The following is a 252-nucleotide window of genomic DNA, read 5'->3' on the forward strand; positions in this document are numbered from 1 at the left end:
GCCTATGAGCGCGCCCTGGCGGGATTCGCCAGTCTGGGATTTCGGGATGTCCGACGCTCGCGCGTAAATGGACGGATTCGGTTCCGCCTGCGACGTGGACGCCATGATGCGGGCGCCGATGCTGGCCCATTGCAGGTTGCTTTCCAACACGGCCCGTCGGGACAACGGGTTGGTCATGGCCATGGCGACGACGCCGTCCATCTTGCGTTCCACCAGCCCCTTGAGCGCTTCCAGATCCTTCAGCACCGCTGT

Annotated in this window: 1 protein-coding gene; it reads right to left on the bottom strand. The window is 64.3% G+C overall.

Translation table 11 applies throughout. The annotated features are described in order from the left end of the window. On the bottom strand, positions 1 to 252 hold a 252-nt coding region (locus tag SB751_RS33335), incomplete at both ends, for a hypothetical protein (RefSeq protein ID WP_410749409.1).

The organism is Cupriavidus sp. SIMBA_020 (genome assembly GCF_046535395.1).
Taxonomy (GTDB): Bacteria; Pseudomonadota; Gammaproteobacteria; order Burkholderiales; family Burkholderiaceae; genus Cupriavidus; species Cupriavidus campinensis.